Here is a 6,753-nt window from a genome sequence, read left to right as displayed (position 1 = left end):
GTCGACGTCGTCGACCGCCTCGTCGTAGGCAGCGGCCGCCTCGTCGTGTGCCTGGGTCGCCTCGGCCAGCCGCTCCGCCGCCACCGCACGCGCCTTGGCTGCGGCGTCCGGGTCGGGCACGACCCGCAACGACGGGGGCCCCGGCTCGGGGGCCGAGCGGGCCGTGGCCGAGAAGCCCAACGCCTGCGGGACGGCCAGGGCCGCCGCGAGCGCGGGCTCGCCGACCGGGTCGACGCCGTTGGACCGGAGCGGGGCCACGAGCAGTCCGCTGCGCAGCGCCCGGCCGCAGTCCGGGTCGACCATGGCCGCGGTCAGCGTCGCCTCGACCTGGTCGGCCACGGCCGGGGTCACCTTGAGGCCTGCTTCGGACGCGAGCGCGCGCGCCTGCTGGGTGACGGCCGCGGTGACCTGGCGCCGCTGCTTGGTGAGCGCGCGCAGCTCGCCGGCCGACATCGCCGCCTGCGCCTCGCGCAGGGCCGCGCCGACGGAGAGCAGCTGGTCGACCTGGCCGGTCTCCCGCCGGACGAGGAGGTTGAGGACCCACGCGGCGAGGCCGGGCTTCTTCAACGCCTTGACGGTGATCGCGAGGTCGGTGCCCTTGAGCTCCTTGGCGCGCGCGTCGCGCGCCGCGGTGAACTCGCCGGGCGGCAGCGCGTAGAGGTCGTCGGCGATCTCCAGGACGGAGGCCAGTGCCTGCTCAGTCATCGAGGCCCTGCTCGATGGCGTAGCGGGTGAGCTCGACCCGGTTGTGGAGCTGGAGCTTGCGCAGCGTGTTCTGGACGTGGTTCTGCACGGTGCGGTGCGAGAGCACGAGCCGCTCGGCGATCTGCTTGTAGGACAGGCCCTTGGCGACCATCTTGAGGATCTCGGTCTCCCGGTCGGTGAGCTGCTCCCCCGGCGGCGTCGCGGGTTCGGGGTCCTGCGCCATCCGACGGAACTCACCCAGCACCAGCCCGGCCAGCCCGGGGGTGAAGACGCTGTCGCCGACGCTGACCCGGCGGACGGCGGCGAGCAGCTCCTCGCGAGAGGCCGACTTGACCAGGTAGCCGGTCGCGCCGGCCTTGACGGCCTCGAGGACGTCGTCCTGCTCGCCGGAGGCCGACAGGATGAGGACCCGGGCCGACGGATCCTCCTGGAGCACCGTCGCGGTGACCTCGACGCCGTTCGGCGGCGGGATCTGGAGGTCGAGCACGACGACCTGCGGGCGGGTCGCGCGGAACCGGTTGATCGCCTCGGTGCCGGTGGCCGCGGTCGCGACCACGTCGAGGCCGGCGGCCTCCAGGTCGCTGACGACGGCGTCGCGCCACATCGGGTGGTCGTCGACCACCATCACGCGGACCCGAGCCTGCTCCTCCATGCCCCGGACCCTACTCAGGCTCCACCCCGGCCGTGCTCAGGCCGTCCTCATGGCGGGGACGACGGCAGCGTGTGGAACCGGCCGCGCCGGTGCAGCAGCGGCTGCGGGTCGTCCTCGCCGACGGTGACCGCGGTCAGCGCGACCTCGACCTCGACCGACCAGCCGACCTCGCGCTCGCCGCGCAGTCCGACCTCGGCCCAGGTGGTGGCGTGGCCCAGGCGCGGACCCGACGGCGTGCCGACGAACGCCGCCTGCCGGAACGGGCCGCCAGGTGCGGGCGCCGTACCGGCGAACGCCTCGGCGAGCATCCGGTCGTCCCACGTGAGCGGCGAGACCACGGCCCGCCCGGTGTCACGCAGCGTGTCCAGGAGGTCGCTGTCGGGATCGAGCAGCGCCAGCAGGGCCGGGGTCGGCCCGAGAGCGAGCATCAGCGAGGTCACGGTCAGCCCGGACCTGTCGGCGCCCTCACCGGCGGTCCAGAGCGTGACCGCGGCGCCGAGCCGGCCGCGGAGCCGACGAGCGGGATCGGGGTCGGCCTCGGCGAACGGGTGTCCGCTGTGGATGGTCATCGGTCCCTGCTCCCCCGCGGTACGACGAGCTCCCACTCGGTGCCGTACGGCCCGGTCGTCAGGACCACCTCGCCGCCGAGGTCGCGCACCCGCCCCCGGATGGACTCGCTGACGCCGAGCCGGCCCTCCGACCGGGCCCTGTCGAGCCGGCCCTCCGGGATGCCGCCGCCCTCGTCGCGCACGGACACCGCGACCCGGTCGCCGAGGTCCTCGAGCAGCACCCACGCCGGGGCGCCCTCGCCCACGTGGCGCGTGACGTTGTCGAGGCACGCGCCGACGACGGCCGCCACCTCGGCGACCACGTCCGCCGGCAGCTCGACCGGACCGCCGGGCAGGGCCACCTGCACTCCCGGCCGGTCGGCGTAGGCCTCCAGCGCCACCGCGAGGTCCTCGGTCCCGCCGTCCTGGCCGGTCGTCACCCGGTCCTGGGTCCGGACCAGGGTCCGCAGGACCTGCTCCTGCTCGCCGGCCAGGCGGCCCAGCTCGGCGGCGTCGCCCCCGAGCTCGGCGCCCCGCCGCTGGACGAGCGCCAGCACCTGGAGAACCCCGTCGTGGACCACGCGCGCCAGCCGCGCCCGCTCGGCGGCCGCTGCGGCGTCACGCTCGGCGCGGTCCCGCTCGGCCGCCATCTGCTGGAGCGACTCGGCGAGGTAGCCGACGAGCGGGCCACCGATGAGGACGAGGAACAGGTTGGCGTAGTTGCCCTGGTCGAAGTCGGTGCGGATCAGCCGATCCGTCGCCGCCAGCACCACGGCCGCCGCCAGACCCCCGCGCCAGCCGTAGCGGACCGCCCACGCCAGCAGCGCACCCATCACCCAGAAGCCCGGGATGGTCGCGTTGAACCACTCCCCCTTCACCCACGGTGTCACCGCCATGAGGGCGACCGCGACGGCGAGGTCCGCCCCCAGGAGGCGCACCGTCCGGCGGATCGGCTTGGCGTAGGTGATGACCGCGTGCGCGGTCCACAGCACCATCACCCCGATGCAGGTCCAGCCCGCCACCGGGTGGTCGAAGTTGTTGCGGAAGGCCGCGATCCCGACCGCGTTGGCCAACACCACGACCCGCAGCACCGCCAGGGCGCGGAACATCCGGTCCTCGACGGCGACGACGGCCCGGATCGAGGTCGTCATGGCCGGAGGTCAGGCAGCGGGCTTGCGCTCATCACCCTTGGCGGCGTCGCTCTTCTTGGACTCTTCCTTGGCCCGGGTGGCGTACATGTCGACGTACTCCTGACCGGAGAGCCGCATGATCTCGTACATGATCTCGTCGGTGATCGACCGCAGGATGAAGCGGTCGTTCTCGAGGCCGGCGTAGCGGCTGAAGTCGAGCGGCTTCCCGAAGCGGACGTGCGGGCGGGTCCAGCGACCGAACTTCTTGCCCGGCGGAGCGACGACGTCGGTACCGACGACGGCGACCGGGATGACCGGCACGCCGGTCTCGAGTGCGAGCCGGGCGATCCCGGTCTTGCCTCGGTAGAGCTTCCCGTCGTGGGAGCGGGTGCCCTCGGGATAGATGCCGAACAGGTCACCCTCGCCCAGGACCCGCTTGGCCGAGAGCAGCGCGCCCGCGGCGGCGTCGGCGCCCGCCCGGTCGATCGGGATGTTGCCGGTACCGCTGAAGAAGGTCTTCTGGAGCCAGCCCTTGATGCCGGGACTGGTGAAGTACTCGGCCTTCGCCACGAAGCTCACCTTGCGCGGCACGACGAGCGGCATGAACAACCAGTCGGCATAGGACAGGTGGTTGCTCGCCAGGATCGCAGGGCCGCCGGTCGGCACGTTCTCGACGCCTTCGGCGTGCGGCCGGAACACCAGCTTGAGCAGCGGGCCCAACGCAATGAACTTGAGGAACCAGTAGAACACCCGACCGCACCCTTTCCCCGAGACCGACGGCGCCCAGCCTAGTGCCTGCACGGAGCGACCCCGCACTGGTGCACAATCGCGCCATGAGTCGCGATCCGGAGTTCGAGCCCCTGACGATCACCGCCCGCCCCGAGCTGACCGGCGGCCGGAGGATCGGCGTGCTCCTCAGCCACGGCTTCACCGGCTCCCCCGTCTCGATGCGGCCGTGGGGCCGTTACCTCGGCGAGCTCGGCTACGGCGTCCGGGTGCCGCTGCTCCCGGGTCACGCGACCACCTGGCAGGACCTCAACACCCGGCGCTTCGCGGACTGGTACGGCCACCTCAGCGCCGAGTACGACGCGCTCGCGGCCGAGCACGACGTCGTGGTCGTCGGCGGGCTGTCGATGGGCGGCTGCCTCGCGCTCCGCCTCGCCGCCGACAAGGGCGCGGACATCGCCGGCGTCATGGTGGTCAACCCGGCGGTCGCGACCAAGCGCCTCGACGTCAAGGCACTGCCCGTCATCAAGCACCTGGTCGGGTCGTTCCCCGGCATCGCCAACGACATCAAGAAGCCGGGCGTCGAGGAGCACGGCTACACCCGGACCCCGCTCAAGGCGATCCACTCGCTCATCCAGGCGTGGAAGCCGCTCATCGCCGACCTGCCGAACGTCGTGTCGCCGCTCATCTACTTCCGTTCGGTCGACGACCACGTGGTCGACGACGCGAGCCAGCCGATCGTCCTCGACCGGATCTCGTCGACCGACGTGGAGGTCGTCGAGCTGCTCGAGTCGTTCCACGTGGCGACGCTCGACAACGACGCCGAGACGATCTTCGCCCGGTCGGCGGAGTTCATCGGCCGCGTCGTCACCGAGGTGACCGGCGCCTGATTCGCCCGACGCACGTAGTCTGGTCCCATGGCGCGCGACGACGAGCAGGAGTCCGCCGACCTGGCTCGTGAGCGCGAGCTGGAGTGGCAGCAGATCGTCGACAACTTCGGCGAGCGCGCGGTCCTCGAGCCCGACGTCGACATCGAGCCCGAGCCGGCGCCGCGATCTCGGTTCTTCGAGGACCTCGACGACCTCGACCAGGAGGCCGGGGAGGCCGAGGTCCGCGACCGGGTGCACCCCGACGACGCCTTCGTCCCCCCGACGCCGCCCCCGATCCCCCGGCCGCCCGCCGACCGCCTGGCCGCGTGGCTCGGCGTCTTCGGCATCCCGGCGCTGGTGCTCGTCTGCATCGTCCTCGGCATCGCCTTGCCGACCTGGGTCGGGCTGCTCCTCGCCGCCGGGTTCGTCGGCGGCTTCCTCTACCTGGTGATGCAGATGTCCGACGAGCCCCGCGACCCCTGGGACGACGGCGCCGTCCTCTGACGAGGCCCGGCGACCGGCGGGGCACCGACCTAGCGCCCCGCGAGGAGCGCTGCGCCGACCGCTCCCGCCTCCGGGCCGAAGCGGGTCGGCACGATGTCCGGGACGGTCCGGTACGCCGTCGCCTGGAGCGAGTCGATCAGGCCGCGCCGGGCGGGCTCGAGCAGCAGGTCACCGACGGCCGAGACCCCGCCCCCGACGACGACCGCGCGGGGGTCGAACGAGGACACCAGCCCGGCGATGCCCACCCCGAGCCAGGTCCCGATGGTCGCGAACGCCTCCCGGGCGACAGGGTCGCCCCGGCGGGCGAGCTCGGCCACCTCAGGACCGTCGAGGTGAGAGCCCAGGGCGACGCGAGCAACCCGCTCGAGCGCCCGGCCGCTGCAGTACTGCTCCCAGCACCCCCGCAGGCCGCACTCGCACGGCAGGCCGTCCGGCACGACCTGCACGTGCCCGAACTCCCCGGCCATGTCGTTGGCACCGTGCCGTACCCGGCCGCCGAAGACGACGGCACCGCCGATCCCGGTGCCGATGGTGACCAGCAGCGCGGGCGACATCCCGCGGAGCGCGCCTGCAGCGAGCTCGGCGTGCGCGGCGCAGTTGGCGTCGTTGTCCAGGACGACCCGGCGGCCGCGACCGCGCCGCTCCCCGAAGTAGGGCGTCAGCAGCGCCTCCACCCGGTCGCGCACCGGCGCGTCACGCCAGGGCAGGTGGGCTGCGAACCGGACGGTGCCCGCCTTCCGGTCGACGAGCCCGGCCGCCGAGATGCCCACGCGGGTGAGCGGCTCGCCATCGGCCACCTCGAGCACGGCACGGGCGAGCGCCGCCTCGACCTCGGCGTCGGGGGCCTCCCGGCCCGGCATCGCGACCTGCACCGACGACGCGACCTCGAGGTCCGCCCCGGAGCCGGTCAGGACGACCGCGAGCACCTTGCTGCCGCCGACGTCGACCCCCACGTGCATGGCCGCGCCTAGGTCCGGGCCAGGTCGGCCGCGCCGATGACCCCCGCGCGGTTGCCGAGGACGGCGCGCCGGACCTCGGCCTCGGGGCGGTAGCCGCGACCGCTGAGCTCGCGGGAGAACGCCTCGCGGATCGGGTCGAGGAGCAGGTCGCCGGCCTCGCTGACCCCGCCACCGATGACGATGACGGCCGGGTCGAGCACGGCGACCAGCGAGGCGATCCCGTGGCCCAGCCACTGGCCGAGCAGGCGCAGCTGCTCGATGGCGAAGCGGTCGCCCTCCTGGGCGGCGGACGTGATGAGCGGGCCGGTGATCGCCCCGGGATCGCCCCCGGCGCGCTCGACGAGGTCGCGGGCGAGGAGCGAGCTGCCGGCCGCCGCGGCGCGGGTCGTGCGGACCAACGCCGAGCCAGAGCCGTACTGCTCGAAGCAGCCTCGGTTGCCGCACCCGCACTGGAGACCCTCGGGCACCAGGCAGAGGTGGCCGATCTCGGCTCCCACGCCGTGCGCGCCGCGCAGCAGCCGACCGCCGGTGATCACTCCCCCGCCGACGCCGGTGCCGACGGTCACCATCAGCTGGTCGTCGACGTCGCGGCCGGCGCCGTAGCGGAACTCTCCCCAGGCGGCAGCGTTGGCGTCGTTCTCGATGATCACCGGGAGGCCG

General features: G+C 73.7%; 9 protein-coding genes. 2 read left to right on the top strand and 7 right to left on the bottom strand.

What is annotated here, in order from left to right; genetic code table 11:
• The 5 genes from H0487_RS21115 to H0487_RS21095 all read right to left on the bottom strand — a co-directional run.
• Nucleotides 1-705: hypothetical protein (locus H0487_RS21115; RefSeq protein WP_183096194.1), on the bottom strand; the 705-nt coding region annotated here is incomplete at its 3' end.
• Entirely contained in the window at nt 698-1,357 is a 660-nt protein-coding gene (locus H0487_RS21110) for a response regulator (RefSeq protein ID WP_183096193.1), read from the bottom strand. The genes H0487_RS21110 and H0487_RS21115, both read right to left, overlap by 8 nt.
• Before the next feature lie 47 nt (nt 1,358-1,404).
• Nucleotides 1,405-1,926 (bottom strand): flavin reductase, encoded by a 522-nt coding sequence (locus tag H0487_RS21105; protein ID WP_183096192.1) that lies wholly within the window; start codon nt 1,924-1,926, stop codon nt 1,405-1,407.
• Nucleotides 1,923-3,056: a MacS family sensor histidine kinase gene (gene macS / locus H0487_RS21100; RefSeq protein WP_183096191.1), complete on the bottom strand. Its 1,134-nt coding sequence runs from the start codon at nt 3,054-3,056 to the stop codon at nt 1,923-1,925. Before macS ends, H0487_RS21105 begins: the two co-directional genes overlap by 4 nt.
• 9 nt (nt 3,057-3,065) lie before the next feature.
• Nucleotides 3,066-3,785 carry a lysophospholipid acyltransferase family protein gene (locus H0487_RS21095; RefSeq protein WP_183096190.1) on the bottom strand — a complete coding sequence of 240 codons (720 nt, stop codon included), beginning with the start codon at nt 3,783-3,785 and terminating at the stop codon, nt 3,066-3,068.
• A gap of 83 nt (nt 3,786-3,868) precedes the next feature.
• Here H0487_RS21095 and H0487_RS21090 point away from each other — a divergent pair, with 83 nt between their 5' ends.
• The gene (locus tag H0487_RS21090; RefSeq protein ID WP_183096189.1) at nt 3,869-4,651 is read left to right on the top strand and encodes an alpha/beta hydrolase; all 783 of its coding nucleotides are present in this window, start codon (nt 3,869-3,871) and stop codon (nt 4,649-4,651) included.
• A 27-nt stretch (nt 4,652-4,678) separates the two neighbouring features.
• Nucleotides 4,679-5,134 carry a hypothetical protein gene (locus tag H0487_RS21085; RefSeq protein WP_183096188.1) on the top strand — a complete coding sequence of 152 codons (456 nt, stop codon included), beginning with the start codon at nt 4,679-4,681 and terminating at the stop codon, nt 5,132-5,134.
• A 29-nt stretch (nt 5,135-5,163) separates the two neighbouring features.
• On the opposite strand, the gene H0487_RS21080 is transcribed toward H0487_RS21085, so the two are convergent.
• Nucleotides 5,164-6,093, bottom strand: a complete 930-nt coding sequence (locus H0487_RS21080) for an ROK family protein (RefSeq protein ID WP_183096187.1) — start codon at nt 6,091-6,093, stop codon at nt 5,164-5,166.
• Nucleotides 6,094-6,101: 8 nt separating this feature from the next.
• The coding region (locus H0487_RS21075; RefSeq protein WP_183096186.1) for an ROK family protein at nt 6,102-6,753 on the bottom strand (652 nt) is incomplete at its 5' end.

Origin of the sequence: Nocardioides stalactiti, from assembly GCF_014180715.1 — a bacterium.
GTDB classification, from domain to species: Bacteria; Actinomycetota; Actinomycetes; order Propionibacteriales; family Nocardioidaceae; genus Nocardioides; species Nocardioides stalactiti.
The sequence above is the reverse complement of the archived record's forward strand: the minus strand, read 5'-3'. Positions and strand labels throughout refer to the sequence as shown.

What these genes read in the sequence shown, in the direction of transcription:
- H0487_RS21110 (WP_183096193.1), bottom strand. Translation starts at nt 1,357, where the DNA reads ATGGAGGAGCAGGCTCGGGTCCGCGTGATGGTGGTCGACGACCACCCG.
- H0487_RS21105 (WP_183096192.1), bottom strand. Translation starts at nt 1,926, where the DNA reads ATGACCATCCACAGCGGACACCCGTTCGCCGAGGCCGACCCCGATCCC.
- macS (WP_183096191.1), bottom strand. Translation starts at nt 3,056, where the DNA reads ATGACGACCTCGATCCGGGCCGTCGTCGCCGTCGAGGACCGGATGTTC.
- H0487_RS21090 (WP_183096189.1), top strand. Translation starts at nt 3,869, where the DNA reads ATGAGTCGCGATCCGGAGTTCGAGCCCCTGACGATCACCGCCCGCCCC.
- H0487_RS21085 (WP_183096188.1), top strand. Translation starts at nt 4,679, where the DNA reads ATGGCGCGCGACGACGAGCAGGAGTCCGCCGACCTGGCTCGTGAGCGC.
- H0487_RS21080 (WP_183096187.1), bottom strand. Translation starts at nt 6,093, where the DNA reads ATGCACGTGGGGGTCGACGTCGGCGGCAGCAAGGTGCTCGCGGTCGTC.